Origin of the sequence: Amycolatopsis sp. NPDC049159 (genome assembly GCF_040648295.1) — a bacterium.
Taxonomy (GTDB): Bacteria; Actinomycetota; Actinomycetes; order Mycobacteriales; family Pseudonocardiaceae; genus Amycolatopsis; species Amycolatopsis pretoriensis_A.
In genome coordinates this window covers 11,960-36,742 of the sequence record NZ_JBEZDL010000017.1, presented here as the reverse complement: position 1 = coordinate 36,742, position 24,783 = coordinate 11,960, and the positions used below count along the sequence as shown (strand labels likewise).

The following is a 24,783-nucleotide window of genomic DNA, read 5'->3' as shown; positions in this document are numbered from 1 at the left end:
CAGTACGAGCAATGTCACGGGTTTCTACCCGCCGAACCAGGGCTCCTCGATCGTCCGCGGCGGCCCCGACGTGCGCCCGACGCGCAGTTCGGTGGGCAGCGTGATCACCTTCGGCGCGCTGCGCTCGGCGGAACCGAGTAGCAGGCGCCCGGCCGTCTTGCCCTTCTCGAGCACCGGCTGGTGGACCGTGGTAAGCCCGATCCGCTCGGCTTCGGCGATGCCGTCGAAGCCGGTGACGGTCAGGTCCTGCGGCACGCGCAGCCCCCGCCGTTCGGCCTCGGCCATGGCGCCGAGCGCGAGGATGTCCGAGGTGCAGATCACGGCCGTGATCTGCGGGTACGCGTCCAGCAGCTGGCGGGCCGCCGAAGCGCCGTCGTCCACCGTGTGGTCGAAGCGCTCGACCACCGGGACGCCGGCCCAGTCGACGCCGGCCGCCGAGAACGCCACGGCCAGGGCTTCCAGGCGGGTGCGCTGGACGTGGAAGTGCGCGCCGCTCTGGCGCGCCGGGGACACGAAGTCGTCGTTGCGCTCGCGGGCCAGCCGCATGCAGATGACGCCGACCTGCCGGTGGCCGAGGCCGACCAGGTGCTCGGCGATCTTGCCGACGGCGGCGGCGTCGTCCGGGCCGACGCGGTCGATGCCCTCGATGCTCGGCTGGTCGATGATCACCGTCGGCACCGGGCGCTCCAGCACGGCGGCCAGGCTCGGGTCGTCGTCGGGCACGGAGTAGACGACGAAGCCGTCGACGCCCGCGCGGTGCACCGCGGCGACGTCCTCGCGGCCCGGGCTCGCCGGCACCAGGTGGAGGCCGACGCCGGCGTCTTCGCAGGCCAGGGCCAGTCCTTCGAGCACGCCGACGGCGGCGGGGTCGCGGAAGGCGTAGGAGAGGTTCTCGGTGAGCAGCAGCCCGACGGCGCCGGCCCGGCGGGTGCGCAGGGAGCGGGCGACCGGGTCGGGACCGGGGTAGCCGAGGCGCCGCGCGGTCTCGAGGACCCGGCGGCGCAGTTCGGGGGACAGCTGGTCCGGCCGGTTGTAGGCGTTGGACACCGTGGTCCTGGACACACCGAGCTCCGCCGCGAGCGACGCCAGCGTCGCCTGCCTCCGGGTGCGAATAGGACGTCCCATCAGCAAACCGTAACGGTTCAGATCGAATTCATGAAGAGACACCCCGCGTGGTCGATGTCTCGATCCGCATGCACGAAGACGCATACACCAAACCGGGATCGGATGGCCAGGAAGTCATCCGGATGGGGTAAGGTGAATCTGACAACGGTTTCCATTAGCGTCTCCAGGAGTTCCGCATGAGTTCCCGCCGCACCAGGAACGTGCTCGCCGCCGCTTCGGCCCTGTCCCTCTTCGCGCTGGCCGCGTGCTCCGGCGGGACATCCGGTTCCGACGGCGGCGCGCAGTCCGGTGGCTCCGAAAAGATCGAGGTCGTCGCCTCGACGGACGTCTGGGGCAGCGTCGTCAGCGCCGTCGGCGGCGACAAGGTCGAGGTCAAGTCGGTCATCCACGACCCGTCGGCCGACCCGCACTCCTACGAGACCACCGCCGACGACGCCCTCGCGGCGAAGGACGCGAAGCTGCTCCTGTCCAACGGCGGCGGGTACGACGAGTTCTTCGACAAGCTCACCGGCCAGGCCGGGGACGCCAAGAAGCTCGTCGCGTACGACATCGCCGCGACCGGCGACGAGAACGAGCACGTCTGGTACGACCTGCCGGGCGTCGGCAAGGTCGCCGACCAGCTCGCGGCGCAGCTCGGCGAGCTCCAGCCGGCGTCGAAGCAGGCGTTCACCGACAACGCGGCCGCGTTCAAGGCGAAGGCCGGCGCGCTGGAGAAGCGCCTCGGCGAGCTGGGTGCGTCGCACCCGGGCACGAAGGTCGTCGTCACCGAGCCGGTCGCGCACTACCTGCTCGAGAGCGCGAAGCTGACCGACGCGACGCCCAAGGCGTTCTCGGACGCGGTGGAGAACGACACCGACGTCCCGGCCGGCGCGGTGAACGAGTACCAGCAGCTCATCGCCACCAAGCAGGTCAAGGCGCTGATCAACAACGCGCAGACGGTCACCCCGCTGACCCAGGACGTCGTCGGGCGGGCGAAGGCCGCCGGGATCGGCGTCGTGGACGTGACCGAGACGCTGCCGCAAGGTGTGACGGACTACATTGGCTGGATGACCGGGGAAGTGGATGCGCTGGCAGGAGCGTTGAAGTAGCCATGTCTCCTGTCTCCGACGACGTACGCCCCGCGGTCCGGGTCCGCGGGGCGGGTCTGGCGTTCGGCCCCCGGACCCTCTGGTCGGGCCTGGACCTGGTCGTCGAGCCGGGCGAGTTCCTCGCTGTCCTCGGCCCGAACGGGTCCGGCAAGAGCAGCCTGCTGAAGGCGCTGCTCGGCATGCAGGACCTCTCGGCGGGCACGGTCGAGATCGCCGGCGGCCGCCCGGGCGGCGCGAACCGCAAGATCGGCTACATCCCGCAGCAGCGCGCGATCGACGAGTCGCTGACGCTGCGCGGCGTCGACCTGGTCGGGCTGGGCCTCGACGGCCACCGCTGGGGCCCCGGCCTGTTCGGCATGGCGGCCCGGCGCCGCCTCGTCGCCGAAGCGATCGACGCGGTGGGCGCGACCCGGTACGCGAAGCAGCCGGTCGGGCGTCTGTCCGGCGGTGAGCAGCAGCGGCTGCGGGTGGCGCAGGCCCTGGTCGGCGACCCCGAGGTGCTGCTCTGCGACGAGCCGCTGCTGTCGCTCGACCTGGCGCACCAGCGCGCGATCAGCGAGCTGATCGACCGCCGCCGGCGCACGGCCGACACCGCGGTGCTGTTCGTGACGCACGAGATCAACCCGGTGCTGCCGTTCGTCGACCGCGTGCTGTACCTGGTCAACGGCTCGTTCCGGATCGGCAAGCCGGACGAGGTCATGACCACGGCCACCCTGTCCGAGCTGTACGGGACCCGCGTCGAGGTGCTGAAGGTGGGCGGGCAGATCCACATCGCGGGCGCGCAGAGCGCGTTGTGCGAGGAGGAGCCGCACCACCACGAACACGACGTCGAAGAGCAAGTGGGCTGAGTCTTGGATCTGTTCGACTTCGGCAAGACCTGGGAGCTGATCACCGAGCTGTCCGGGGTGCAGACCGCACTGGTGGCGGCGGTGATCCTCGGCCTGGTGGCCGGCGTGATGGGCCCCCTGATCGTGATGCGGCGCATGTCGTTCGCGGTGCACGGCACGTCCGAACTGGCCTTCACCGGCGGCGCGGCGGCCCTGCTGCTCGGCATCGGCGTCGAGTACGGGGCGCTGATCGGCGCGGTGGCGGCGGCCCTGCTGCTGGGCATCCTGGGCGCGCGCGACGCGGACCGCGACTCGGTGATCGGCGTGATCCTGTCGTTCGGCCTCGGCATGGGCGTGCTGTTCCTGTCGTTCTACAAAGGACGGTCCGGGAACAAGTTCGGCATCTTGACCGGGCAGATCATCACGATCGATTCGACGAACCTGACGTTGTTCGTGGTGTCTTCGGTCGTCGTGCTCGCCGTGCTGGCTTTGGTGTACCGGCCGTTGCTGTTCGCTTCGGTGGACCGGAACGTGGCGGTGGCGCGCGGGGTGCCGGTGAAGACGCTGACCGTGGTGTTCGCGCTGCTGGTGGGCGTTTCGACGGCGCTGAGCGTGAAGGTCGTCGGATCGCTGCTGGTGGTCGCGTTGATGGTGACCCCGGCCGCGGCGGCCGCGCGCGTGACGGCGTCGCCGTGGAAGGCCACGGTGCTTTCGGTGGTGTTCGCGGAGGTGGCGGCGATCGGCGGGATCGTGCTGTCCCTGGCCCCGGGCCTGCCGGTGAGCGCGTTCGTGACGGCGATTTCGTTCCTGATCTACGTCGTGTGCCGGGTCATCGCCTGGCAGCGCGACCGCCGGAGCCGGGTCCGCACGGTGGACCCGGCCCCGGACCTCGTCGCGGCTGCCTGAGCTACTGCACCTGGAGCGTGTCGCTCTTCGCGGTGCTGTCCGAGTTCGGGTAACCGATGGCCTGGTAGGCGGCCCGGACCCGGGGCCGGACGCACTCGTTGCTCGCCGTGTGCCCGACCGAATGGGGTGAGATCCGGACGCTGGTGACGGATTTGCAGAAGGTGTAGACACCGGACTTGTAGAAGCCGATGTTGACCTCGCCCGGCGCCCAGGTGATGTCGCCGGCGTTCCCGAGGGCGACGGTGAAGTACACCTCGTTGTTGTCCGCCCAGGCGCAGGCCTGCCAGTACCGCGTGCGGTCGTTTTTCAGGTATTGGTAGCCGCTGCACACGTGCCCGAACTGCTCCGGGGGCACGATGACGTCGGCGGACGCGACACCCGCACCCGCGAACAGGCCGGTGAGCGAAAGAACGACCGCGGTGACGAACCGTTTCATGAGTTCCCCTCTGCTTGCCCTGATCGGCCGGCTGGCCGCACAGGACACGCGCTAAACCCGGCGCCGGGTTTAGGCGCGTCGCCGCGGTCACCCGGTCAGCCGAGCATCAGCAGGACCTGCAGCTCCCCGACCACGAACCCGATCACCCCGCCGACGGCGATGAGCTTCCACTCGTCCTGCCGGAACGCCGGCCGCAGCAATCCCTCGAACTCCAGTGGCGTCAACGTCAGCACCTGCAGGGCTTGCAGCTCCCCGACGACTCGCCCACCGCGATGAGTTTCCCTTCGTCTTGCCGCCACACGGGCCGCAGCAGCCCGCCGAAGGGCAGCGGGGTCAGTGCCGGCGTCAGCCGAGCATCAGCAGGACCTGCAGCTCGCCCACCACGAACCCGATCACCCCGCCGACGGCGATGAGCTTCCACTCGTCCTGCCGGAACGCCGGCCGTAGCAACCCCTCGAACTCCAGTGGCGTCAACGCCAGCATCCGCTGCTCGATCACCTTCGCGACGTCCATCGCCTCGGTCAGGTAGCCCTCGGCGTACCGGGCCGTGTCGGGCAGCTGCTCCAGCGCCTTCACCGTCGCCGCGTGCTTCATGTCCTTCAGGCGCGTGCCGCCCAGCGTCCGGGACAGGGGCAGCTGCTTGTCGACCGCCTCCGAGACCAGGTGCTCCACCAACGCCGCCAGGCGGTCGGCGCGCGGGCCCCGCAGGACCGCGTCCAGCAGGTTCTGGACCGTCAGGACCTCGGTCGCGATCAGCTCGCCGTACTGGCGCGCCACCTCCGCGCGCCGGCGCTGGAACTTGCCCTGGAAGATCACCCGGCCGACGCGGACCGGCTCGCGGGGGACGAAGATCAGCTTGATCGCCAGCCAGTCGGTGAACAGCCCGATCGCGCCGCCGAAGACCGGCAGCACCCACGGCTCGCGCGTCAGCGCCCACACGATCGTCTGGACCAGGCCCAGCCCGAAGCCGAAGTAGATCCCCATCCGCGCGATGAACGCCATCTCCGGGCGGGACGTCTCGCGGATCAGCCGGACCAGCAGCGCCTTGTCGCGCGTCAGCCGCTGGACCGTCATGTGCTGGACGTCGAGCACCTCGTCGAGGTTTTCGCGGACGTCGTCGAGGAACTCCCGCACCATCCTCGGCGCCGACGCCTGGACCTGCTTGATCAGCATTTCCTGGGCGAGCGTCGGCAGGACCTCCCACAGCCGCGGGTGGTGTTCGGCGAGCACCTCGCGCGCGATGTGGTCGACCGCGCGCAGCAGCGGCTGCTCCAGCTCGGTCGTGATGATCACCGGGTCGATCCGGTCGAGCACCTCGCGCAGGTCGAGGAGGTTCTCGGTCAGCAGCTCGGTAGCGACCGCCGCCATCCGGCCGCCGTGCTTCGGGACGACGCCCTGCCAGCCGAGCAGCGGCGGGATCCCGACGAAGTCGAGGGGCCGGAACATCATCTCGATGGCGACGCGCTTGGTGACGTACCCGATCAGCGCCGCGATGAACGGCATCGCCGCGTAGACCGGCCAGTGCGCGGCGAGGTCGTTCAGGACAGCGTCCAATCCGACCTCCTCATGCCGAGAGCGAAACCGTACCGGCTACCCGAGCAGCGCGAGCACCTGCAGCTCGCCGACGAGCCCGCCGATCACCGCGCCGACGGCGATCAGCTTCCACTCGTCCTGCCGGAACGCCGGCCGCAGCAGCTGCTCGAACTCCAGCGCGCTCAGTTTTTTCATCCGGTCGACGATCGTGTTGCGCACGTCGAGCGCGTTGATCGCGTAGTTCTCGGCGTACCGGATCGTCTCCGGGACGCGCTCCGCGGCCTTCGCCGCCGCCGTCTGCTTCATCTCCTGGAACTTCTTCGTCCCGACGGCGATGGCCACGAACGGCTTGACGACGCTGGCCTGCGCGTCGATCGTCTTCTGCACCTCGCGGGTGATCATCGCGAACAGCTTGTCGGACTTCGGCCCGCGCAGCACGGCTTCCAGCAGGTGGGGAATGGTGATGATCTCGCGCGCGATCATGTCGCCGTAGTCGGCGGCGACCTGGTCGCGGCGCTTCTGGAAGATGCCCTGCCAGGTGTAGAGGCCGAGGAACCGGCGCGGCTCGCGCGGCAGGAAGATCATCTTCAGGGCGAGCCAGTCGGTGAGCCAGCCGATGCCGAGGCCGAACAGCGGGAGCACGATCGGCGACTTCGTCAGCGCCCACACCACCAGCTGCACGCAGCCGAGGATGAACCCGAACCAGATCCCCGAGCGCGCGATGAACCGCATCTCCGGCCGCGAGATGTCGCGGATCAGCCGGTTCAGCAGCGCTTTGTCGCGGACGAGGTTCGTCACGACCATGTGCTTGAGGTCGAGGACGTCCTCGATGTTGTCGGCGATCTCCCGCATGATCTTCGTGATCGCCTTCGGCGCCTCGGCCTGGACGCGCTTGAGCAGCAGCTGCTGCGCGCCGTTCGGCAGCACCTCCCACAGCCGGGGCTGGTAGGTCTCCATCACGTCCCGGGTGACGTCCTCGACGACCCGCAGCAGCGGCTGCTCGATCTCCTTCGCCACCTGCGCCGGGTCCAGCCGCGCGAAGATCTCCTTGGGGTCGACGAGGTTCGTCGTCAGCATCTCGGTGGCGGTGGCCGCCATCCGCTCGGCGTTGGCCGGCAGCACGCCCTGCCAGCCGAAGGGTTTGACGCCGACGAACTCGAGGGGCCGGAACATCATCTCGATGGCGACGCGCTTGGTGACGTAGCCGATCAGCGCCGCGATGAACGGCATGGTGACGTACACCTGCCAGTGCGTGCCGAAGTCCACTCGCGCACGCTATCGGCCCGTGATCAGTGCAGCAGGAGCAGCACCTGGAGTTCACCCACCAGGCCGCCGATGACCGCGCCGACGGCGATCAGCTTCCATTCGTCCTGCTTGAAGGCCGGCCGCAGGATCCCCTCGAACTCGATCGGCGTCAGCTGCCGCATCTTCCCGACGATCGTGTTCCGGACGTCGAGGGCGTCGGTGGCGTAGCTCTCGACGTGCTTCACCGTTTCGGGGAGGTAGGCGATGACCTTCGCCGCCGCCGCGCGCTTCATCTCCTGGTACTGCCGGCCGCCGATGGTGAGCGCGACCAGCGGCTTGGCGACGCTCGCCTGCCGGTCGACCGTGCGCTGGACCTCGCGCGTGATCATCGCGAACAGCTTGTCGGCGCGCGGCCCGGTGAGCACGGCCTCCAGCACGTTCCGCACGGTGAGCACCTCGTCGGCGATCAGCGCGCCGTAGTCGGCGGCGACCTCCTGGCGCCGCTTCTGGAACATGCCCTGCCAGCGGAAGAAGCCGAAGCCGCGCGGCTCACGCGGGTAGAAGATCATCTTGAGAGCGAGCCAGTCCGTGACGAAGCCCGTGACGAAACCGAAGATCGGCATGATCAGCGGCTCCTTGGTCAGCGCCCACGCGACGAACTGGACGAGCCCGATCACGAAGCCGAACCCGATCCCGGACCGCGCGATGAACTTGAACTCGGGCGCGGCGACCTCGCGGATCAGCCGGCAGGTCAGCGACTTGTCGCGGACCATGGCGCTGATCAGCATGTCGTCGACGTCGAGGACGTCGTCGATGTTGGCCGAGACGTCCCGCACGAGCCGTTTGACGACGGCCGGCGCCTGCGCCTGGACCTGCTCGACGAGCAGCCGCTGCGCCGGCGTCGGCAGCAGTTCCCAGAGACGTGGCTGGTAGGTCTCCATGACTTCGCGGGTGACTTCTTCGACGGCCTTGAGCAGCGGCGGTTCGAGCTCTTTGACCATTTCTTCCGGATCGAGCCTGCTGAAGATCTCCTGCGGGTCGACGAGGTTGCGGGTCAGCAGGTCGACGGCGGTGGTGGCCATCCGCCGCGCGTTCGCCGGGATGACGCCCTGCCAGCCGAAGGGTTTGACGCCGACGAACTCCAGAGGCCGGAACATCATCTCGATGGCCACCCGCTTGGTCAGGTAACCGATCAAGGCGGCGATGAGCGGCATGGTGGCGTAGACGTGCCAGTGCGCGCCGATGTCGGCGAGTACGTCCACAATGGCCTCCTCGCCGTCAACCGCTGGTCAACAGGCTCAGGATGCCAGGTGTCACCGGGGGTTCCAATATCCGTGATGCATCCGTTTGGCGGTACGTGCGGACGGTCCCCGGCTCACTAAGGTGTGCCGATGGTCGCGCCTGAGAAGCCCCAGTCCGCCCCGAAGACCACCCAGTTCGCGGTCGGTGTCCGCGGCTACAACCAGCGCCAGGTCGACGAGCGTCTCGCCGAGCTGACCAAGGAGATGCGCGAAACGTCGCGCAGCCGCGACGAAGCCGTCGCGACGTCCTCGGACCTCACGAAAGCCCTCTCGTACGCGCAGAAGGAGCTGGCCGAGACGAAGGCCGCCCTCGCCCGGATGAGCTCGAGCCCGTCCGGCGCCGGCGCGATGGCCGAGCGCGTCCGCATGATGATGCAGCTCGCGGAGGAGGAGATCGCGGACCTGCGCGCGGCGGCGGAGGCGGACGCGGCGTCGACCCGCGACCAGGCGGACAAGTACGCGCACGAGACCCGCCGCACGGCCGACAAGCTGGCGAAGGACGCGGAGGAGGACCGCGCCCGGATGCTGTCGGAGGCGAGGGGCGAGATCGAGAAGCTGAACGCGGCAGCGGGCGCGAAGCGAGTCGAGCAGGCCGCGGCGGCGGAGCGAGCCCGCAAGGAAGCGGACGCGAAGGCCGAAGCCGCGGCGGCGGCCGCGCGGCAGGAGGCCGACCGGGTGGCTTCGGAGGAGCTGGCGCGGAAGAAGAAGGCGTTCGATGACGAGGTCTCGCGCAAGAAGCAGGAGACGGAGTCGGCGTTGACTTCGGCCCGGGCCCAGCAGGCGGAGGCGGACCAGAACCGGAAGCTGGCGTTGGACCTGCGGAAGAAGGTCGCGGAACGCATCGCGGCTACGGACGTGGCGGTCCAGGAAGCGATGCGGTTGCTGGCGCCGGTGGAGGAGACTCCGGCTGGCGGGGACCGCAAGCCGGCTCCTGCTCCCGCTCCTGCGTCGGCCGCTTCGAAGGCTCCGGCTCCGGCTTCGGCGGCGAAGGGCTGAGCTGCGCACGCGACCCACGGAACTTCGCGACCCGGCCCGGCGTCTCGTCGAGACGCCGGGCCCACTTATCCACATCGCTCTGAGTTGTCCACAGATTTCCGGATGCACCGTTTTTGCAGGTGAGAGCCGATAGACTGGACAGGGGCCGCCCCCCAAGGGAGGGGCGGGGGCGTGTCTAGACCAGAGTGGTGCGCATGATCCTCGAGACCGAGCGGGCCGCAGTTTGCGCATACGCCCGCCGGATGGTCGGTGACGGCCTCGTGGTCGGTACCTCCGGGAACGTCTCCGTGCGGGCCGGTGACCTCGTCGCCGTCACGCCGACCGGGGTTCCCTACGCGAGCATGACCCCGGGCGACGTCGCCGTCGTCGATCTCGGCGGGCAGGTGGTCGACGGGTCGCTCAAGCCGACCAGTGAACTCCCGATGCACCTGTCCGTCTACTGGGACGTGCGCGATCCCGACGGCGAGCCCGTGACCGCCGTCGTCCACACGCACTCGCCGCACGCCACCGCCGCCTCGACGCTCGTGCGGGAGCTGCCGCCGGTCCACTACATCGTCGCCACCATCGGGCCCTCGGTGCGCGTCGCGCGCTACGCCACCTACGGCACGCCCGAGCTGGCCAGCGCCGTGCTCGAAGCCCTCGACGGGCGGCGGGGCTGCCTCATGGCCAACCACGGCACCCTCACCTACGGCGACGGCCTCGAAGCCGCCTACCAGCGGGCGCAGCAGCTCGAGTGGGCGTGCCGCGTGTGGCTGCTCGCGCAGAGCGCCGGCCGGCCGAGCCTGCTCCCGCCGCCCGAGGTGGCGAAGGTGGTCGACCGGCTGCGCGGCTACGGACAGGGCTGACTACGAAGCCAGCGCGTCCACGGCGTGCACCGCGTCCAGCAGCTCGACCACCGTCGGGTCGTCGACCGCCTCCTTGATGCACTGCCACAGCTGGAGGTTCGCCGTCGCCCAGCGCGAGTACGTCGCGGCCGCCTCCGGGTTGTAGAAGTAGTAACCCTCGTCGTGGACGTCGCACTGCTCGCCGACGATCTTGTTCGCCAGCTCGCGCAGGCTCAGCCCGTTTTCGCGCAGGTACCGGTGGGCCAGCACCACCGGCGTCACCGGCAGCGCCTTGAACAACGTGTCCGCGTCGCTCAACGCCTGCGCCTCCAGCGAAATGTCGCGGCCGCGCGTGGCCATTTCCGCTTCGTCGACGATCTCGTCGATCCACCGCGAAACGTGCGGCGGCACCCCGCATTCGGCGAGGATTTCCAGGCGCAGGTTCCGGCCCGCGGACGCGGGCGAGTTCCGGAGCACCAGGTAGTTGACGTCGTGCACCAGCGCGGCGACTTCGACCACCGCGGGGTCGGCCCCGTTGTGGCGGGCGAAGCCGCCTGCCTTCGCGCGGACGAAACTGACGTGGTGCCAGCCGTGGAACTGCAGCCGCTCGGCGTACTGGCGGCAAAGCCGGCGGACCCGGCCTTCGACGGCGTCGACGATCACGTGGTCGATCGTGCTTTCCTGCGTGCGCATACACCTCTCCCATCCCGGCCGTGGTGTTCAGACGGGTGGAGCAATGGTAAGCGCCGCTGACGCCGGTGTGTAGCTAGATGCGGTCCGCCAATTCCCCCAATCGGCTCTCGACCGGAACGTGACGATGGCCGATTCCGCGGGCCGGGTCGAAAGAAAGGCTGAAACTGCTCACGGGGCGTGATTTGACGAGGAAAGTCATCGTCCCGGCGGCCGCTTCGGGGATCCGGTGGAATTCGTCGGCCAGCATGGTGGCGCAGGAGCCGGCCTGGCACAACGTCCGGCGGCGCAGCCGCGCGGCCGCGATCAGCCCGGTGTCGTGGTCGATCGTCGTTTCGTACCGCTCGTGAAGGTAGTCACCACGGAGAATGGTGGTGCAGAAGTGGTACCTGTGGTTGTGCACCGAATCCGCGTAGCCTTCCCGCCAGTCCTCCTGGGCCTTGTATTCGTGCAGCCAGAAGGAAAACGGGTCGGACGGCGAATCCAGCAGGCACCAGGCGAAGTGCGTGGTCGTTTCTCTGGACGAGCGCAGCACCTTCGCGGCCTGGGCGCCGGACAGCGTGCGCAGCTGGGTCCGCAGCTCTTCGCGGAGGCCGGTTTGCGTGGCCCACGGCCGGAACCAGCCGTCGACCGCGCGCCAGTCCACGGCGAGCGGGAACCCGGCCGTGCGCAGGCGCGTGGCCAGTTCGGTGAGGGGGGACAGGCGGGTGAGCAAGGTCAGCTCCCTAGCTCGGCGACTTCGGAGAACTCCGCGCGGAAGGCGTGGAACTTCGCCTCCAGCTCGCGGAACTGCTCCTCGGACAACGGGGATCCGGTGATCTTTTCGAACAGCGCCAGGAAATCCGTCCGCGTCGTCGCGGACGTGATGCGGAAGTGGCGGCCGGTCCGGGACTGCGAGACGCGCACGAATTCGGCGCGCTCCATGTTGTAGAGGAAGGAACCCTCGGTGAACCGCAGTGACCGCGGGTACAGCTTCGTGGCGCCGCGGACGTCGCTGTAGAGCGACACCCACACGCTGTCGTCGAACAGCTCGAGCCGGTCCAGCGGCGGGTCGGCGACCACGGTGATGTCGACCGACGCGCAGCGGCTGCGCGCCAGGAAGAGGCCGACGAGCCCGATCCGGATCTCTTCGTCGAGCCGGGTCTGGATCTGTTCGTAGTCGACGTCGCCCGCTTCGCGGCGCAACAGGTAGCGGGCGCGCCCGCTGATCGAGGTGGCGTCGCGCGGATCGGCGATGACGGCGCGCAGTTCGCGTTCGGTGCGGGAAAGCAAGAGGCGGGCGGCGGCGTGCCGCCCGGAGAAGCCGCGGAAGAAGTACTGCCGGGTGTGGTCGAGGTCGGCCATCAGCCCGCGGTTGAACGCGGGGTCGGGCTCGGTGGTCGCCTCGAACACGTCGGTGGGGAAGAACTCCTTGTTCAGGGCGCGGTATTCGGCGCTGAGGTCTTCCAGCGCGCGCCTGCTCTCTTCGATCACCGGGGTCACCAGCGCCTTCTGAGAAGCGCTGGCGGTGATCAGCGTGGTGCCGAACCCCACGATCGCGGAGATCAGGGTGCCGGTGCCCAGCGACGTCACCAGGTTCTTCCCGGTGCCGGGGTCCATCAGGCCGGCGAGCCACAGGCTGAGGCCGGCGACGACGACGAGCACCGTGAGGAGCAAGCTCGTCCTGGTCCAGAAGATCTCCTGCAGTGGGGTACGGCGGCGGGATCCGCCATCCGCGGCCACTTGCTTCACCTCCCTCGAACCACCCGAACGGACGTATGCAAATCGTGTCTGTTCGAGTGCGCGGAGTCACTTTACGCGCCTGACGGGAGGTGCGAAATAAGAAGTTCGGGGGACAGCGCGGGCCGCCGGACGTCACTCTGGGCAATAATTAACCAGATCTCCTGGTTTCCCGAAAACGCCGGGAACCCAGGGTCAGAGCGTGGCCGGGAGGCCGTTTTCGTACCAGCCGGGGCCGGGTCGGGCGGTCATCAGGAAATCCACGACGACCGGTGCGGGTGCCGGGTGGATCTCCGGGAGATCGCGTTCGCCGCGCGCGGTGTCGACCGGCCAGGCCAGTTTCTCCTCGTCGAGCGAAAACTCCCCGCGCGCGCCCGTGCGGTTGCCGCGGGCGTCGAGGCGCGACCACTTGCCGTGCAGGTACACGGCATTCAGCCCGTGCAGCGCGGAGAGCTCCTGGTAGCAGAACCCGGCCGGAATCCCTTGTGCCCGCAGCAAAGCGGCGAGCAGGTGCGCCTTCGCGTGGCAAATCCCGACGCGCTCGCGGAGCACGTCGGAAGCGCGCCAGGTGACGCGCGGGTCCGCGGCGTCGATGACGTGTTCGACGTCGTCCCGCACGAACCGGAAGGTGGCTTCGACGGGATCTTCTCCGGTGGCGCGCAAAGCGTCGGCCCGCGCCCGGATCAGCGGGTGCCGGTGATCGACGACGGCGTCGGCGACGAGGTAGTCGCTGAGCCGATCGGAGGTGGGTGAGGGACCGGGACTCATCCGGCCATCCTGACAGGTGCGGCCATTCGGGCGAGACGTGTTTTCCGCGGCGGACACGCTCCGCACCTGCCGATTACGGAACGTAGAAGTCGGGCGGGAACCCGGTCCAGCACAGTTCGGCGGGCAGGTGGCTCTGGTCGTTGTAGGTCAGCAGCGCGGCGGGGCGGGCGGGCGAGTACCGGATGACGGTGAGGGCGGCGTTGGCGTGGTTGAGCGCGAGCCACCGCCACGGCGGAGCGTCTTGGGAGGCGCGGACGAGCCAGCCGACGAGGAAGTTGTGCGTGACGAGGACTTCGTACCTCGGTTCGGTCCCGGGCACGGGACCGGTGAACCTGCGTTCGGCTTCGGCGGCGAGGTCTTCGTCGGCCGGGGGGAGGCTGCGGGCGAAGGCGAGGAGGACGCCGGCCGCGGTTTCGGGGAGTTCCTCGCGCTGGGGTACGTAGGGGACGAAGTCGCCGGCGGCTTCGTTCTCGTTGCGGGGGACGCCGGGGAGCTGGGCGGCGATCAGGTCGGCGGTTTGCGCGGCGCGCGGGAGGGGGCCGTGGTGGATCGCGGTGACCGGGACGTCTCGCAGCCGCCGCCCGAGGAGGACTGCTTGGCGCCGTCCGGCTTCGGTGAGTTCGCCGCTTGGGGTCGCTTCGCCGTGCCGGGTGAGGAACAGGTACCGCGTGGTCAACACGGTCTCAGGCTTTCACGTCCCGATCTCGCGGCCGGGCCGGGTAACACGCCGCGGCGGCCTGCGACTCGACTGGAGCCGGCTCACGAGGGACGGCGGTCTTCGTGTCGTTGCGAGCAGCTTGGTCACGGCATTCAACGGAGTGATCGCTGAGGTCGCGGGGCCGGGGTTCAAGGTGTCGGGCGTCAGGTTCCGCACTACGGGCAGTTTCGTTGAGACAATGCAGAAAGCCACAGCCATCGGACGTCGGCTCGTGCGTGCGGTGCTCAATGCTTGGGGTCTGCCGGTCGACGAAGTGGGCGCCAGGATGCGGCTCACTCAGCCGGTGCCGCAAACCCGCCAGACGACGGCGTGGCGGCAGGCACCGCTGGAACTGCGGCTCCTGGCGGTCATGGTCGCCATGAACCTCTCGGCCGTGGTGGTGGTACTCGTCGTCCTGCTGCTGCGCTGATGGCGCGCCTCAGCCCACGGGGATGAGGGTGCCTTCGGGGCCGTGGGTGGGGACGAACTGGGCCTTCAGCCTGATCGGGGCCGGGTGCGGGACCAGGACCATCGAGGCGAACGGGGTGATCGTGTGCTCGTGTCCGCTGTTCGTGTGGAGGTGGGCGCTCACGTGGACGTTGCGGTCCGCGGGGATTTCGAACGTCACCGAGCCCCAGGAGACGACGTACTGGCGGCCGTCGATGCTGGCGATCGGGGCGTACGCGCGGACCGTGTGGCCCAGGTGCGGGATCTCCAGGGTGAGGAGGCGGCGGGGGCCGGTGTGGTTGTCGACGTACGGGATCACGCCGGGCACCTTGGCCAGGTCGACGGGGTCGGTCATGGTTGCTCCGCAATCAGAACTGGTAGTACAAGAACGGGCTGAACGTCCCCGTCGCGATCAGGATGGCCGCGTACAGCAGGCCCACCGTCATCACGCCGATGCGCAACGCCGTCGCCGGGCGGCTGCGGGACGACTCCAGCAGGGGGCCGGTCACCGGGTGGGCCGGCAGGAGGAAGACCGCCAGTGCCGCCAGCAGCAGGACCAGGCGCTGGTTCGTGAACGCCTGCTCCACGCCCGCTCCGATGCCCTCGAAGTCGGGGAGGAGCATGTGGCCGATCATCGACAACGCGTGGCCCAGGTCCGGTGAGCGGAAGAAGACCCAGCCGAACACCACCAGCAGCATCGTCAGGGCTCGGCGCAGGTAGCGCTTCCACGGGACCGCCGGGTCCAGGTCCAGGCCGAAGCGGCGCTCGATCACCAGGAGGGCTCCGTGGTAGCAGCCCCACACCAGGAACGTCCACTGGGCGCCGTGCCAGAAACCCGTCAGGACGAACACTATGCAGAGGTTGCGGTACGTCTGGGCCGCACCGTTCCGGTTGCCGCCCAGGGGGATGTACACGTAGTCGCGGAACCAGCGGCTCAGGCTCATGTGCCAGCGGCGCCAGAACTCCGTGATCGTCACCGACGAGTACGGCCGCGCGAAGTTCTCCGGCAACCGGAATCCCAGCATGCGGCCGAGGCCGATCGCCATGTCCGAATAACCCGAGAAGTCGAAGAACAGCTGGAGGGTGTAGCCGATCGCGCCCAGCCACGCCGTCGCGAACGTCATCTGGTCCGGGGGGACCTTGAAGCACGCTTCCACCAACGGGCTGAGCGAGTCCGCGATGATCGTCTTCTTGCACAGGCCCAGTGCGAAGCGCGGGAAGCCCGCCGCGATGTCGTCGAGGCGGTGGGACCGCGGCTGGGGGAGCTGGTCGGCGATCTCCCGGTACCGGACGATCGGGCCGGCCACCAGCTGCGGGAACATCGCGATGTACGCGGCGAACGACACCGGGTTGCGCAGGGCCGGACGCTCGCCGCGGTAGATGTCGACCACGTACGAGATGTGGTGGAACGTGTAGAACGAGATGCCGATCGGGACCACGAGGCTCGCGACCGGCACGCTGCCGCCGAACCAGTGCGCCACCGCCGCGATCTGCTGGGTCGCGAAACCCGCGTACTTCCAGACCAGCAGGACCGCGACGTCCAGCGACACCACCGCGATGAGGATGCGGCGCCGCCGGACGCCCTGGACGTCCCACGGGCTCGGGGCCAGCAGCGGGCCGGCCATGAAGTTCACGACCATGCAGCCCAGCAGCAGGAACACGAAGCCGCCGGCGCCGATCGTGTAGAACAGCAGGCTGCCGACCGCGATGATGCCGTTGCGCCAGCTCCGCGGGCACACCAGCACGGCGATGAGCACCGCCGGCAGGAAGTACCACAAGAAAAGTGGCGATACGAACGACATCGGGTCCCCTCGGTTTTATCCGACGGTGACCTTAACCCGACCGGGTGGTGGGGTCAGACCCGACCGGCGAGACGCCGCCGTCGCGCCACCTCGGCGAGCAGCACGCCGGCCGCCACCGAAGCGTTCAGGGACTCCACGCCCGCCGCCATCGGGATCGACACCGTCGCGTCGCACGTCTCGCGGACCAAGCGGGACAGGCCCCGGCCCTCCGAGCCGAGCACGATGACCAGCGGGTCGGCCGCCAGCTCGAGCTCGTCGATGCCGACCGAGCCGTCCGCGTCCAGGCCGACCAGCATCAGGCCGTCGTTCGCCCACGACTTGAGCTGGCGGGTGAGGTTCGTCGCCACCGCGATCGGCAGCTTCGCCGCCGTGCCCGCGCTCGTGCGCCACGCCACCGCCGTCATGCCCGCGCTGCGCCGCTCCGGCAGCAGCACGCCGTGGGCGCCGAACGCGGCCGCCGAGCGGATCACCGCGCCCAGGTTCCGCGGGTCGGTGACGCCGTCGAGCGCGACGAACAGGGGCACCTCGCCCGAGTTGCGAGCCACCGCCATCAGGTCGTCCGGGTGGGCGTACTCGAACGGCGGGACCTGCAGGCCAAGGCCCTGGTGCACGGCCCGGTTCGTCTTGCGGTCCAGCTCCTCGCGCGGGATCTCCAGGATCGAGATGCCCTTGTCGCCGGCCAGCCGGACGGCGTCGTTCACGCGGTCGTCGATCTCGATGTTCAGCGCGACGTACAGCGCGGTCGCGGGGACGCCCGCGCGCAGCGCCTCGACCACCGGGTTGCGCCCGGCGATCAGCTCCGGCTTGTCGGCCTTCTTCTGCCGGGCCTGGTCGCGCTTGGCCGCCGCGTTGGACTGGCGGTACGCCTTGTGCCCGGGGCGGTCTTCCGCCTTCGGGGTCGGCCCCTTGCCTTCGAGGGCCTTGCGGCGCTGACCGCCCGAGCCGACGACGGCACCCTTCTTGGTGCCCGTCTTGCGGATCGCGCCCTGGCGCCGCGAATTGCCTGCCATGGTGAAAGTTTCCTTGCGTTGCTCAGTCGGACTTGACTGTCCACTGCGGACCGTTGGGGGTGTCCTCCACCACGATGCCCGCCTGCTGGAGGCGGTCACGGGCGGCGTCCGCGCGGGCGAAGTCCTTCTCGGCCCTGGCCTGCTGGCGCTCGGCCAGCAGCCCTTCGACGAGGGAGCCCAGCGCCTCCTTGGTGGGCGTGTCGGAACCGCCCGCCTCGGACCAGCGCGCGGACAGCGGGTCGAGGCCGAGCACGTCGGTCATCGCGCGGACGGCCGCGGCGAGTTCGAGTGCCTTCGGTGTGTCGCCCGCGTCGAGAGCGGCGTTACCGTCCCGCACCGTGGTGTGCACCACGGCGAACGCCTGCGGGGTGGCGAGGTCGTCGTCGAGCGCGTTCGCGAACTCCGCGGGCAGCGTGCCGGTGGTGACCTCGCCGGACCCGGCCGCGCGGCGCAGGAACGTCTCGATCCGCCGGTAGCCCTGCGCGGCCTCGGAGACCGCGGCGTCGGAGTACTCGATGTTGGACCGGTAGTGCGGCTGCACCAGGTAGTAGCGCAGCTCGACCGCCCGGTAGCGCTCCAGCATCGCGGGGATCGTCACGGTGTTGCCCAGCGACTTCGACATCTTTTCGCCGGACATGGTCACCCACGCGTTGTGCAGCCAGTAGCGGGCGAACGGGTCGCCGACGGCGTTCGACTGCGCGCGCTCGTTTTCGTGGTGCGGGAAGATCAGGTCGATCCCGCCACCGTGGATGTCGAACTCCGCGCCGAGGTAGGCCGTGGCCATGGCCGAGCACTCGAGGTGCCAGCCCGGCCGGCCGTCCCCCCACGGCGTCGGCCACGACGGCTCACCCGGCTTGGCGCTCTTCCACAGCGTGAAGTCGCGGGGGTCCTGCTTGCCGCGGGTCGGCGTCTCGCCCTGCTGGACGTCGTCGAGGCCCTGGCGCGACAGCTCGCCGTAGTGGTCGAACGACTTCACCGAGAAGTAGACGTCGCCCTCGGTCGCGTAGGCGTGGCCCTGGTCGATCAGGCGCTGCATCAGCTCGACCATCTGGGTGATGTGCCCGGTCGCGCGCGGGTTGATCGACGGCGGGAGGCAGCCGAGCTGGTCGTAGGCCTGCTCGAAGGCGCGCTCGTGCGTCGCCGCCCACTCCCACCACGGCCGGCCGGCGTCGGTGGCCTTGGCGAGGATCTTGTCGTCGATGTCGGTGACGTTGCGGACCAGCCGCACGTCCAGTCCACTGTGGACGAGCCAGCGGCGCAGGACGTCGTAGTTCAGCGCGCCGCGGACGTGCCCGATGTGGGGGACGCCCTGCACGGTGGCACCACACACGTAGATCGACGCCGTTCCGCTACGGACGGGGTGGAACTCCCGCACGCTCCGGGTCGCTGTGTCGAAAAGGTGTAGGGCCACCCTGAAAGGGTACGGGGTCGGGCGTGAGGGACCTCTCTGCCCCTCAGGCGACGCCGTGCGTGCGCAGCGCCGTGAGCAGGGCGTCCGGCCGTTCGGCCGTCGGCAGCGGGTCGACCAGCGCGAACTCGCAGCCGAGCGCGCGGGCGCCGCCGTCGGCCTCTTCGCTGTCGCCGACCATCAGGGTTTCGGTGGCCGGGACGCCGAGACCCTCGACGGCCTTGCGGAAGATCTCCAGCTCCGGCTTGACCGCTCCGACCTCGAAGGACAGCACGAATTCGTCGACGTAGGCGTCCCACCCGCGGGCGGTGAACGCGGGCCGGATGTCGAAGGCGATGTTGCTCAGCACCCCCACCTTGAGCCCCCGCTCTGACGCCGCTTTCAGCACGGCCTCGGTGTCCGGGTACGGCGTCCACTGGCTGGGATCGATGAGCCGCTCGTACAGCGCGACGGCCTCCTCGCGCCGCGGGACGCCCGACTTCTTGAGCACCTCGAGGTAGACCTTCCGGTGCAGCCCGGGGTCGCGGTCGCGGTGCTGCCAGGCGTGCAGGTGCTCGGCGTCGAGCTCGACGACCTCGCCGACCGGGGCGGTCATCCGGCGCATCAGCTCGGTCTGCGCTTCGAGGTCGAGCGGCGAGCCGGTGTGGCCGGTGATGTCGGCGAGCCAGGACTCGTCCTGTTCCAGCCGGAAAAGCGTGCCGGAGTAGTCGAACAAAACCGCCCTGATCGTCATGGTTTCCAGCCTAACGGGAGGGTCAGGCCGAATGCCCTGTGATGTGTTCGGGCACGACGCGGACCAGCACGCGCACGACCTCCGGCGGCTCGGGCGGGAAGACGTCGCCGGTGTACTTGCGGGCCAGCTCGTCGTTCAGCTCGGGCCCGCCCTCGGCGGTGACCTCGGCGCGGCCGCGGATCTCGACGTAGTTCTCGGGGTCGGCCAGGTCGAAGACGGAGAGCGACACCCGCGGGTCGCGGCGGATGTTGCGTTCCTTCCGCCGGCCTTGGACGGTCACGAAGAGCACGGTGTCGCCGTCCCGCTTGGCCCAGACGACGGAGCTCTGCGGCGAGCCGTCGGCGTTGGTGGTGGCGACGACCGGGTAGTTCCGGCCGTCGAGCAGGGCCTTGGTGGCCTCGTTGAATGTCACACCCATGGTCCGGACCCTATTTCACGTTGCCCGCGATGCGGTCGACTTTCAGCCGCACGACCACGCGTTCGACCTCGGGGCCCTCGGGCGGCGGGTCCTGGGCGAGGTACTTGTGGCTCAGCGCCCTGGGGAGCGCCTTGCCGGGGTCGGGGGTGAGCTCGGCGGTGCCGCGCAGCTGGGTGTGCCGGTACGGGTTTTCGGCGTCGGTGATCGAGACGCCGAGGCGGGGGTCGCGCCGCAGGTTGCGGACCTTGCGCCGGTCCTCGGTCGCGCTGAAGACGAGGTCGCCGTCGTCGAGCCCGACCCAGACGACGGAGGTCTGCGGGCTGCCGTCGGGATCGAGGGTGGCGACGGTGGCGAAGTTCTTGCCGTCGATCAGCGCGCGGACGGCGGCCGGGAGGGTGAGGGACATATCACGCCGAACCGGCGCGGGCTGGGGCCTATTCCGGCGCTGGTTGTCGCTGGTTCCTGGTGGGGCGGGCTCGGCCGAGGGCGCGAATGACTCATCCGGGACCTCGGAGGCCGGGAATGAGTCATTCGCGACGGGCGGGGCGGGGCTCGGGTCGTGAAGGCCGGAGCGGCGGTGCCGGGTGCGGCGGGGCGGCGCCGGGTGGGGACGGACTGCGCGAGTGCGCGGCGGCGGGCCGGGCGGCGCCGGCCGGCCGTGTGGAGCCGAGAGCAGCGGGGCAGGTCGGCGCTGGGTGGGCTGGCCGCGTGGAGCCGAGGGCGGCGCTGGGCCGGGGCGGGTGGAGTGGGGCCGGCAGAGCCGGGCGTGGGCGGAACCGGTGCGGAGCGGGGGCGCTAGTCCGCCGCCAGCAGCAGCGCCGTCGCGAAGGCCGCGATGCCCTCGCCGCGGCCCGTCAGGCCCAAGCCGTCCGATGTCGTGCCCGAGACGCTCACCGGGCCGCCCACCGCCTCTGAGAGGACCTTCTGCGCTTCCTCGCGTCGCTTGCCCACCCGAGGGGCGTTGCCGACGATCTGGACCGTCGCGTTGCCGACGCGCCAGCCCGCCGCCTCGAGCAGGCCCCTGACCTCGGTGAGCATGTCCGCGCCGTGGGCGCCGTCCATGCGGGGGTCGCCCGTGCCGAAGACCGCGCCCAGGTCGCCGAGGCCCGCTGCGGACAGCAGGGCGTCGCAGAGCGCGTGGGAGGCGACGTCGCCGTCCGAGTGGCCGGCGCAGCCGTCGGCCTCCGGCCAGAGCAGCCCGGCCATCCAGCACTCGCGGCCCGGTTCGATCGGGTGGACGTCGACCCCGTTGCCGATCCTCACAGCGTCTCCTCGTTCTTCGGTGCCGCCGCGATCGCCTCGGCCAGGGAAAGTTCGAAATCGGTCGTGACGCGCATCGCGTCCGGGTGGCCCGGCACGGTCGCCGCGCCCGGCGGGACCGCCGTCGTGAAGCCGGCCGCGAGGAACGCGTCGAGCGTGAAGCCGATCGGCGTCTGGGCCGTGCGCAGGCGGGAACGGTCCTCCGTGCCGACGATCAGCGATGCGTCGTCGGTCACCTTCACCGTGTCGGCCATCGGCAGCACCGGGACGACCACTTCGGCGTCACCGACGGCGTTGATCACGTCACGCACGGTTTGCGCAGGAATGAAGGCACGCAGAGCGTCATGGAGGAGTACAACTGAGTCACGGGGAACTTCGGGCTCGACGACGGCGAAGGCCTGCCGGAGCGAGCCGGGGACGACCCGGCACGAAAGCCCTTCGAGGGCTTCGGAATACGACTTCGCACACCGCTGGGGGGCCGCCACGAGCACCGTAGAAATCTCCGGTACGTCGAGCAGCCCCCGCACGGTGTGCGTGAGTAGCGCCTCACCATGGACCGGCGTGAGAGCGAGCTCCCAGTCGGAGGCATGGTGTGCGACGGTCACGATCACGACGACGTTCATCGGTTCGCGATCGTAGAGGCAGCCACCAGCGGACTGCCTTGGGCTCAGACCGTCGCGGTTTCCAGAACTTCGTCGAGGAGGACCTCAGCCTTGTCCTCGTCGGTGCCCTCCGCGAGCGCGAGCTCGCTGACCAGAATTTGCCGCGCCTTCGCCAGCATGCGCTTCTCGCCGGCTGAAAGTCCGCGGTCCTTCTCTCGCCGCCAGAGGTCGCGCACCACTTCGGCCACCTTGTTCACATCGCCGGAGGCGAGCTTCTCGAGGTTGGCCTTGTACCGACGAGACCAGTTGGTTGGCTCTTCGGTGTGCGGAGCACGCAGAACGTCGAAGACCTTGTCCAGTCCTTCTTGCCCGACGACATCGCGTACGCCTACGATCTCGGCGTTGTCAGCGGGCACGCGAACCGTGAGATCCCCTTGCGCGACCTTGAGGACGAGGTACTTCTTTTCCTCGCCCTTGATCACGCGGGTCTCGATGGCTTCGATGAGTGCGGCACCGTGGTGCGGGTAGACGACGGTCTCTCCGACCTTGAAAACCATGTGTCCTCTGCCCCTTTCGCTGACTCCATCCTAGCACGGGCCGCCAGTGCCCACCTAGCGGGCCGGACTCGTCCTCGCAGGTCAGCGGCCTGAGCGGGGGTTGACAAACGTCGGACCCCCGTGCTCACGCAGGTAGCGGGGAAGCGTTTCGGGGGCATCGCGAAATCCATTTTGGACGGTTGATCTTGGGCGCAACGCGGACCGGTTCGGTGCCGGAGATCGACCCCGGCTAGTCTTCGCGGGGACGAGGCCGTGAAAAGGGAAGGACTGCGACGTGAGGCTGCAGAATCGTCGCGTGCTCGGCGCGGGCGTGCTGGCGCTCGGTGCCGCGCTCGTGCTCGCCGGGTGCGGGGCAGGCCAGATCACCCAGACCGACACGCAGCAGCCCGCCGTCAACGGCACGCACGCCCAGGTCAAGACCCTTGTCCTGCGCGACGCCGCGGTCCAGTACCCGAAGTCCGGTCCCGGTTACCCGGTGGGCGCGACCCCGGCGCTGACGCTGACGATCGTGAACCAGGGCACCCAGGACGACTCGCTCGTCTCGGTCACGACCGAAGACGGCACCCAGGCCACCATCGGCGGCTCCAAGGACGTCGTCGCGGCGCACTCGCTCGTCATCGGCCCGGACGACGCCGTCGAATCGACCGACGAGGTGCAGACCTCGGCTCCGGCCGCGCCGTCCTCGTCGGGAGCGCCGTCTTCGTCGACGTCGACCGCGACCGGCAGCAGCTCGGCGACCGCCAGCCCGGGCAACCTGACCGCGACCGCCACCTCCGAGGTCCCGTCGTCCGGCCCGGCCGCGACGCCGACCGCGCCGGAGAAGGTCGGCCAGGCCACCGTCACCCTGCCCGCGCTGAAGCAGCCGCTGTGGCCGGGTCAGGTCCTCAAGGTCACGTTCGTCTTCAAGAACGCCGGGCCGGTCACCGTCGAGCTGCCCGTGGCGGCCCCGGCGCACGCCAAGGAGTAGGTCCCCGGTTTTGTCGGTGGTCGCCGCTAGCCTCGCGGGGTGAAGAAAGGGACCACCTACCGCTGCGGGAGCTGCGGGTACGAAGCGGCCAAGTGGCTCGGCCGCTGTCCGGAGTGCCAGGAATGGGGCTCGTTCGAGGAACGCGGGGTGCCGGCCAGGCCGGCCATCCAGCGCGTCGCGGCCGGGGCGCCCAGTGCACCCGCGCGGCCGATCGGCGAAGTCGACGTCGAAGCCGCGCGAGCCCGCAAGACCGGCGTCTCGGAACTCGACCGGGTGCTGGGCGGTGGCCTGGTGCCGGGCGCGGTGGTGCTGCTCGCGGGTGAGCCGGGCGTCGGCAAGTCGACGCTGCTCCTCGAGGTCGCCTACCAGTGGGCGAAGACGGTCGACCGCTCCTTGTACGTCACGGGCGAGGAGTCCGCGGGCCAGGTCCGGTTGCGCGCCGAGCGCACGGGCAACATCCACGACCGGATGTACCTCGCCGCGGAAAGCGACCTTTCGGCCATCCTCGGGCACATCGACGACGTCAAGCCGGGCGTGCTGATCGTCGACTCGGTGCAGACCATGGCTTCGCCGCAGGTCGAAGGCTCGCCAGGGGGCGTGACGCAGGTCCGGGCGGTGACGTCCGGGCTGGTTGCGGTGGCCAAGGAGCGCGGGCTGCCGGTGGTGCTGGTGGGGCACGTCACGAAAGACGGCTCGGTGGCCGGCCCGCGCGTGCTGGAGCATCTGGTGGACGTGGTGCTGCAGTTCGAGGGCGACAAGCATTCGACGTTGCGGATGCTCCGCGGCATCAAGAACCGCTTCGGCGCCTCCGACGAGATCGGCTGCTTCGAGCTGCAGGAAGAGGGCATCGTCGGCGTCCCGGACCCGTCGGGGCTGTTCCTCAGCCACACGGCGGAGCCGGTCGCGGGCACGGCGATCACGGTGTCCATGGAGGGCAAGCGGCCGCTGCTGGGCGAGGTTCAGGCGCTGGTGTCGTCGACGTCGGCACCCCAGCCGCGGCGCGCGGTCAGCGGCCTCGATTCGGCGCGGGTGGCGATGGTCCTCGCGGTGCTGGAGAAGCGCGGCGGGCTGAAGCTGGGCGACAAGGACGTCTACACGGCCACGGTCGGCGGCATGAAGATCACCGAGCCGGGCATCGACCTGGCGGTGGTGCTGGCGCTGACGTCTTCGTTCGGCGACGTCGCTTTGTCGCCACGGCTGGTGTCGGTGGGCGAAGTCGGGCTGGCGGGGGAGATCCGCCGGGTGCCGAGCGTGACCCGGCGGCTCGCGGAGGCGGCGCGGCTGGGCTTCACGCACGCCTTGGTGCCGCCGGATTCGGGGAAGCCGCCGGCGGGGATCCGGGTGCTGGAGGTGGCGAACGTCGCGGACGCGTTGAACGCGGCCAGCCACGCTCGCTGACCCCGGGCTCCGGCGGCCGCCGGGGT

At 69.9% G+C, this 24,783-nt stretch carries 28 protein-coding genes and 1 pseudogene; 8 read left to right on the top strand and 21 right to left on the bottom strand.

What is annotated here, in order from left to right; translation table 11 throughout:
• Nucleotides 1-24: 24 nt before the first annotated feature.
• The gene (locus tag AB0B33_RS29015) at nucleotides 25-1,125 is read right to left on the bottom strand and encodes a LacI family DNA-binding transcriptional regulator (protein WP_360777420.1); all 1,101 of its coding nucleotides are present in this window, start codon (nucleotides 1,123-1,125) and stop codon (nucleotides 25-27) included.
• Nucleotides 1,126-1,301: 176 nt separating this feature from the next.
• Between AB0B33_RS29015 and AB0B33_RS29010 the strand changes: the two genes are divergently transcribed.
• The 3 genes from AB0B33_RS29010 to AB0B33_RS29000 are packed head-to-tail and all read left to right on the top strand — an operon-like array spanning nucleotide 1,302 to nucleotide 3,946.
• The gene (locus AB0B33_RS29010) at nucleotides 1,302-2,213 is read left to right on the top strand and encodes a zinc ABC transporter substrate-binding protein (RefSeq protein ID WP_360777418.1); all 912 of its coding nucleotides are present in this window, start codon (nucleotides 1,302-1,304) and stop codon (nucleotides 2,211-2,213) included.
• A 2-nt stretch (nucleotides 2,214-2,215) separates the two neighbouring features.
• Nucleotides 2,216-3,061 (top strand): metal ABC transporter ATP-binding protein, encoded by an 846-nt coding sequence (locus AB0B33_RS29005; protein WP_247017523.1) that lies wholly within the window; start codon nucleotides 2,216-2,218, stop codon nucleotides 3,059-3,061.
• 3 nt (nucleotides 3,062-3,064) lie between these two features.
• On the top strand, nucleotides 3,065-3,946 hold the full coding sequence (locus AB0B33_RS29000) for a metal ABC transporter permease (protein WP_360777416.1): 882 nt from the start codon (nucleotides 3,065-3,067) through the stop codon (nucleotides 3,944-3,946).
• A 1-nt stretch (nucleotide 3,947) separates the two neighbouring features.
• On the opposite strand, the gene AB0B33_RS28995 is transcribed toward AB0B33_RS29000, so the two are convergent.
• The 5 genes and pseudogenes from AB0B33_RS28995 to AB0B33_RS28975 form a co-directional block, all read right to left on the bottom strand.
• On the bottom strand, nucleotides 3,948-4,382 hold the full coding sequence (locus AB0B33_RS28995; RefSeq protein ID WP_360777414.1) for a hypothetical protein: 435 nt from the start codon (nucleotides 4,380-4,382) through the stop codon (nucleotides 3,948-3,950).
• 95 nt (nucleotides 4,383-4,477) lie between these two features.
• Nucleotides 4,478-4,618 (bottom strand): annotated as a pseudogene (locus AB0B33_RS28990) (DUF445 domain-containing protein); the annotation flags it as partial.
• Between the two features lie 109 nt (nucleotides 4,619-4,727).
• Nucleotides 4,728-5,936 carry a DUF445 domain-containing protein gene (locus AB0B33_RS28985; protein ID WP_360777412.1) on the bottom strand — a complete coding sequence of 403 codons (1,209 nt, stop codon included), beginning with the start codon at nucleotides 5,934-5,936 and terminating at the stop codon, nucleotides 4,728-4,730.
• A 36-nt stretch (nucleotides 5,937-5,972) separates the two neighbouring features.
• A complete protein-coding gene (locus tag AB0B33_RS28980) occupies nucleotides 5,973-7,145 on the bottom strand; it encodes a DUF445 family protein (protein ID WP_247025479.1) in 1,173 nt (390 codons plus the stop codon).
• 59 nt (nucleotides 7,146-7,204) lie between these two features.
• Nucleotides 7,205-8,374: a DUF445 family protein gene (locus AB0B33_RS28975; RefSeq protein ID WP_360777728.1), complete on the bottom strand. Its 1,170-nt coding sequence runs from the start codon at nucleotides 8,372-8,374 to the stop codon at nucleotides 7,205-7,207.
• Nucleotides 8,375-8,551: 177 nt separating this feature from the next.
• Between AB0B33_RS28975 and AB0B33_RS28970 the strand changes: the two genes are divergently transcribed.
• Together AB0B33_RS28970 and AB0B33_RS28965 are read left to right on the top strand one after the other, a co-directional pair.
• Nucleotides 8,552-9,457, top strand: a complete 906-nt coding sequence (locus tag AB0B33_RS28970) for a hypothetical protein (protein WP_360777410.1) — start codon at nucleotides 8,552-8,554, stop codon at nucleotides 9,455-9,457.
• Between the two features lie 194 nt (nucleotides 9,458-9,651).
• Entirely contained in the window at nucleotides 9,652-10,302 is a 651-nt protein-coding gene (locus AB0B33_RS28965) for a class II aldolase/adducin family protein (RefSeq protein WP_360777408.1), read from the top strand.
• Here AB0B33_RS28965 and AB0B33_RS28960 read toward each other — a convergent pair whose 3' ends face one another.
• The 5 genes from AB0B33_RS28960 to AB0B33_RS28940 all read right to left on the bottom strand — a co-directional run bounded on the left by AB0B33_RS28960 (nucleotide 10,303) and on the right by AB0B33_RS28940 (nucleotide 14,137).
• Nucleotides 10,303-10,974 carry an HD family phosphohydrolase gene (locus AB0B33_RS28960; protein ID WP_360777406.1) on the bottom strand — a complete coding sequence of 224 codons (672 nt, stop codon included), beginning with the start codon at nucleotides 10,972-10,974 and terminating at the stop codon, nucleotides 10,303-10,305.
• 73 nt (nucleotides 10,975-11,047) lie between these two features.
• On the bottom strand, nucleotides 11,048-11,686 hold the full coding sequence (locus AB0B33_RS28955; RefSeq protein WP_247017537.1) for a hypothetical protein: 639 nt from the start codon (nucleotides 11,684-11,686) through the stop codon (nucleotides 11,048-11,050).
• Nucleotides 11,687-11,688: 2 nt separating this feature from the next.
• The gene (locus AB0B33_RS28950; RefSeq protein ID WP_360777404.1) at nucleotides 11,689-12,702 is read right to left on the bottom strand and encodes a hypothetical protein; all 1,014 of its coding nucleotides are present in this window, start codon (nucleotides 12,700-12,702) and stop codon (nucleotides 11,689-11,691) included.
• 183 nt (nucleotides 12,703-12,885) lie between these two features.
• Nucleotides 12,886-13,458, bottom strand: a complete 573-nt coding sequence (locus tag AB0B33_RS28945) for a transglutaminase family protein (protein ID WP_360777402.1) — start codon at nucleotides 13,456-13,458, stop codon at nucleotides 12,886-12,888.
• Between the two features lie 73 nt (nucleotides 13,459-13,531).
• Nucleotides 13,532-14,137, bottom strand: coding sequence for a histidine phosphatase family protein (locus AB0B33_RS28940; RefSeq protein ID WP_360777400.1), 606 nt, complete (start codon nucleotides 14,135-14,137; stop codon nucleotides 13,532-13,534).
• Here AB0B33_RS28940 and AB0B33_RS28935 point away from each other — a divergent pair.
• Nucleotides 14,127-14,585 (top strand): hypothetical protein, encoded by a 459-nt coding sequence (locus AB0B33_RS28935; RefSeq protein WP_360777398.1) that lies wholly within the window; start codon nucleotides 14,127-14,129, stop codon nucleotides 14,583-14,585. The genes AB0B33_RS28940 and AB0B33_RS28935 overlap by 11 nt on opposite strands.
• Nucleotides 14,586-14,594: 9 nt before the next feature.
• Here the strand turns inward: AB0B33_RS28935 and AB0B33_RS28930 are convergent, their stop codons facing one another.
• The 10 genes from AB0B33_RS28930 to AB0B33_RS28885 all read right to left on the bottom strand — a co-directional run bounded on the left by AB0B33_RS28930 (nucleotide 14,595) and on the right by AB0B33_RS28885 (nucleotide 22,392).
• Complete coding sequence (locus AB0B33_RS28930; protein WP_360777396.1) at nucleotides 14,595-14,957, bottom strand: hypothetical protein; 363 nt, start codon at nucleotides 14,955-14,957, stop codon at nucleotides 14,595-14,597.
• 13 nt (nucleotides 14,958-14,970) lie between these two features.
• A complete protein-coding gene (locus tag AB0B33_RS28925; RefSeq protein WP_247017549.1) occupies nucleotides 14,971-16,404 on the bottom strand; it encodes an MBOAT family protein in 1,434 nt (477 codons plus the stop codon).
• Between the two features lie 53 nt (nucleotides 16,405-16,457).
• Nucleotides 16,458-17,414 (bottom strand): 23S rRNA (guanosine(2251)-2'-O)-methyltransferase RlmB, encoded by a 957-nt coding sequence (gene rlmB, locus AB0B33_RS28920; RefSeq protein ID WP_360777394.1) that lies wholly within the window; start codon nucleotides 17,412-17,414, stop codon nucleotides 16,458-16,460.
• Nucleotides 17,415-17,436: 22 nt separating this feature from the next.
• Entirely contained in the window at nucleotides 17,437-18,825 is a 1,389-nt protein-coding gene (gene cysS, locus AB0B33_RS28915; protein WP_360777392.1) for a cysteine--tRNA ligase, read from the bottom strand.
• 43 nt (nucleotides 18,826-18,868) lie between these two features.
• Nucleotides 18,869-19,555, bottom strand: a complete 687-nt coding sequence (locus tag AB0B33_RS28910) for an HAD family hydrolase (RefSeq protein WP_360777390.1) — start codon at nucleotides 19,553-19,555, stop codon at nucleotides 18,869-18,871.
• Between the two features lie 22 nt (nucleotides 19,556-19,577).
• Nucleotides 19,578-19,973, bottom strand: coding sequence for a PPOX class F420-dependent oxidoreductase (locus AB0B33_RS28905; RefSeq protein ID WP_290057966.1), 396 nt, complete (start codon nucleotides 19,971-19,973; stop codon nucleotides 19,578-19,580).
• 10 nt (nucleotides 19,974-19,983) lie between these two features.
• Entirely contained in the window at nucleotides 19,984-20,379 is a 396-nt protein-coding gene (locus tag AB0B33_RS28900) for a PPOX class F420-dependent oxidoreductase (protein WP_360777388.1), read from the bottom strand.
• A 389-nt stretch (nucleotides 20,380-20,768) separates the two neighbouring features.
• The gene (gene ispF / locus AB0B33_RS28895; protein ID WP_360777386.1) at nucleotides 20,769-21,236 is read right to left on the bottom strand and encodes a 2-C-methyl-D-erythritol 2,4-cyclodiphosphate synthase; all 468 of its coding nucleotides are present in this window, start codon (nucleotides 21,234-21,236) and stop codon (nucleotides 20,769-20,771) included.
• On the bottom strand, nucleotides 21,233-21,856 hold the full coding sequence (locus tag AB0B33_RS28890; RefSeq protein ID WP_247017563.1) for a 2-C-methyl-D-erythritol 4-phosphate cytidylyltransferase: 624 nt from the start codon (nucleotides 21,854-21,856) through the stop codon (nucleotides 21,233-21,235). Before AB0B33_RS28890 ends, ispF begins: the two co-directional genes overlap by 4 nt.
• Nucleotides 21,857-21,900: 44 nt before the next feature.
• Complete coding sequence (locus AB0B33_RS28885) at nucleotides 21,901-22,392, bottom strand: CarD family transcriptional regulator (RefSeq protein WP_004559016.1); 492 nt, start codon at nucleotides 22,390-22,392, stop codon at nucleotides 21,901-21,903.
• Nucleotides 22,393-22,666: 274 nt separating this feature from the next.
• On the opposite strand from AB0B33_RS28885, the gene AB0B33_RS28880 reads away from it, so the two are divergent.
• Both AB0B33_RS28880 and radA read left to right on the top strand, forming a co-directional pair.
• Nucleotides 22,667-23,359: a hypothetical protein gene (locus AB0B33_RS28880; protein WP_360777383.1), complete on the top strand. Its 693-nt coding sequence runs from the start codon at nucleotides 22,667-22,669 to the stop codon at nucleotides 23,357-23,359.
• A 39-nt stretch (nucleotides 23,360-23,398) separates the two neighbouring features.
• Nucleotides 23,399-24,757 (top strand): DNA repair protein RadA, encoded by a 1,359-nt coding sequence (gene radA, locus AB0B33_RS28875; protein ID WP_247017567.1) that lies wholly within the window; start codon nucleotides 23,399-23,401, stop codon nucleotides 24,755-24,757.
• Nucleotides 24,758-24,783: the final 26 nt, after the last annotated feature.

What these genes read in the sequence shown, in the direction of transcription:
- AB0B33_RS29015 (WP_360777420.1), bottom strand. Translation starts at nt 1,125, where the DNA reads ATGGGACGTCCTATTCGCACCCGGAGGCAGGCGACGCTGGCGTCGCTC.
- AB0B33_RS29010 (WP_360777418.1), top strand. Translation starts at nt 1,302, where the DNA reads ATGAGTTCCCGCCGCACCAGGAACGTGCTCGCCGCCGCTTCGGCCCTG.
- AB0B33_RS29005 (WP_247017523.1), top strand. Translation starts at nt 2,216, where the DNA reads ATGTCTCCTGTCTCCGACGACGTACGCCCCGCGGTCCGGGTCCGCGGG.
- AB0B33_RS28995 (WP_360777414.1), bottom strand. Translation starts at nt 4,382, where the DNA reads ATGAAACGGTTCGTCACCGCGGTCGTTCTTTCGCTCACCGGCCTGTTC.
- AB0B33_RS28980 (WP_247025479.1), bottom strand. Translation starts at nt 7,145, where the DNA reads ATGCCGTTCATCGCGGCGCTGATCGGCTACGTCACCAAGCGCGTCGCC.
- AB0B33_RS28975 (WP_360777728.1), bottom strand. Translation starts at nt 8,374, where the DNA reads ATGCCGCTCATCGCCGCCTTGATCGGTTACCTGACCAAGCGGGTGGCC.
- AB0B33_RS28970 (WP_360777410.1), top strand. Translation starts at nt 8,552, where the DNA reads ATGGTCGCGCCTGAGAAGCCCCAGTCCGCCCCGAAGACCACCCAGTTC.
- AB0B33_RS28965 (WP_360777408.1), top strand. Translation starts at nt 9,652, where the DNA reads ATGATCCTCGAGACCGAGCGGGCCGCAGTTTGCGCATACGCCCGCCGG.
- AB0B33_RS28960 (WP_360777406.1), bottom strand. Translation starts at nt 10,974, where the DNA reads ATGCGCACGCAGGAAAGCACGATCGACCACGTGATCGTCGACGCCGTC.
- AB0B33_RS28945 (WP_360777402.1), bottom strand. Translation starts at nt 13,458, where the DNA reads ATGAGTCCCGGTCCCTCACCCACCTCCGATCGGCTCAGCGACTACCTC.
- AB0B33_RS28930 (WP_360777396.1), bottom strand. Translation starts at nt 14,957, where the DNA reads ATGACCGACCCCGTCGACCTGGCCAAGGTGCCCGGCGTGATCCCGTAC.
- AB0B33_RS28925 (WP_247017549.1), bottom strand. Translation starts at nt 16,404, where the DNA reads ATGTCGTTCGTATCGCCACTTTTCTTGTGGTACTTCCTGCCGGCGGTG.
- rlmB (WP_360777394.1), bottom strand. Translation starts at nt 17,414, where the DNA reads ATGGCAGGCAATTCGCGGCGCCAGGGCGCGATCCGCAAGACGGGCACC.
- AB0B33_RS28910 (WP_360777390.1), bottom strand. Translation starts at nt 19,555, where the DNA reads ATGACGATCAGGGCGGTTTTGTTCGACTACTCCGGCACGCTTTTCCGG.
- AB0B33_RS28905 (WP_290057966.1), bottom strand. Translation starts at nt 19,973, where the DNA reads ATGGGTGTGACATTCAACGAGGCCACCAAGGCCCTGCTCGACGGCCGG.
- AB0B33_RS28900 (WP_360777388.1), bottom strand. Translation starts at nt 20,379, where the DNA reads ATGTCCCTCACCCTCCCGGCCGCCGTCCGCGCGCTGATCGACGGCAAG.
- AB0B33_RS28890 (WP_247017563.1), bottom strand. Translation starts at nt 21,856, where the DNA reads ATGAACGTCGTCGTGATCGTGACCGTCGCACACCATGCCTCCGACTGG.
- AB0B33_RS28885 (WP_004559016.1), bottom strand. Translation starts at nt 22,392, where the DNA reads ATGGTTTTCAAGGTCGGAGAGACCGTCGTCTACCCGCACCACGGTGCC.